The 423-nt window shown below is 70.4% G+C and carries 1 protein-coding gene and 1 pseudogene; both read left to right on the top strand.

All coding sequences use genetic code 11. The annotated features are described in order from the left end of the window. Window positions 1-154, top strand: a pseudogene (locus EN780_RS41265) (3-deoxy-D-manno-octulosonic acid transferase); the annotation flags it as partial. Window position 155: 1 nt separating this feature from the next. Next, window positions 156-423 (top strand): tetraacyldisaccharide 4'-kinase (locus EN780_RS37980; protein WP_189557209.1); only part of this gene is annotated, 268 nt, incomplete at its 3' end.

Genomic DNA, 423 nt, shown 5'->3' with positions numbered 1-423 from the left:
GACCAACGAGGTGGCGCGCCATGAGATGATGGCGGCGGGAGCGGCCACCGTCGACGAGATGCGCGGCGCGCTGGCACGCACGCTGAAGTCGCTGGAGCCCTACATCCAGCCGCTGATCGTCAAGTCGCGCCTGAAGGGCGCAGACGGGAGGTAGCGTGACCTCCGAAGCACCGCCCTTCTGGTGGGAAAAACCGGACTGGCGCGTTCTGGCGCTGTCGCCGCTGTCGGCGGCCTATGCGGTCGTCGCCGGCCGCCGCATGCGGCGGGCACCGCGCGAAAAGGTCGAGGCGCCGGTGCTGTGCGTCGGCAACTTCACCGTCGGCGGCACCGGTAAGACGCCTGTGGCGATCGCGCTCGCGAGGCAAGCCAAGCGCATGCAGCTCAATCCCGGCTTCCTGTCGCGCGGTCACGGCGGCCCCCTCG

This window comes from Mesorhizobium sp. M4B.F.Ca.ET.089.01.1.1, from assembly GCF_004022605.1.
Lineage (GTDB): Bacteria > Pseudomonadota > Alphaproteobacteria > Rhizobiales > Rhizobiaceae > Mesorhizobium > Mesorhizobium abyssinicae.
Note: the sequence above shows the minus strand (reverse complement) of the source record. Positions and strands in the feature narration are given on the sequence as shown.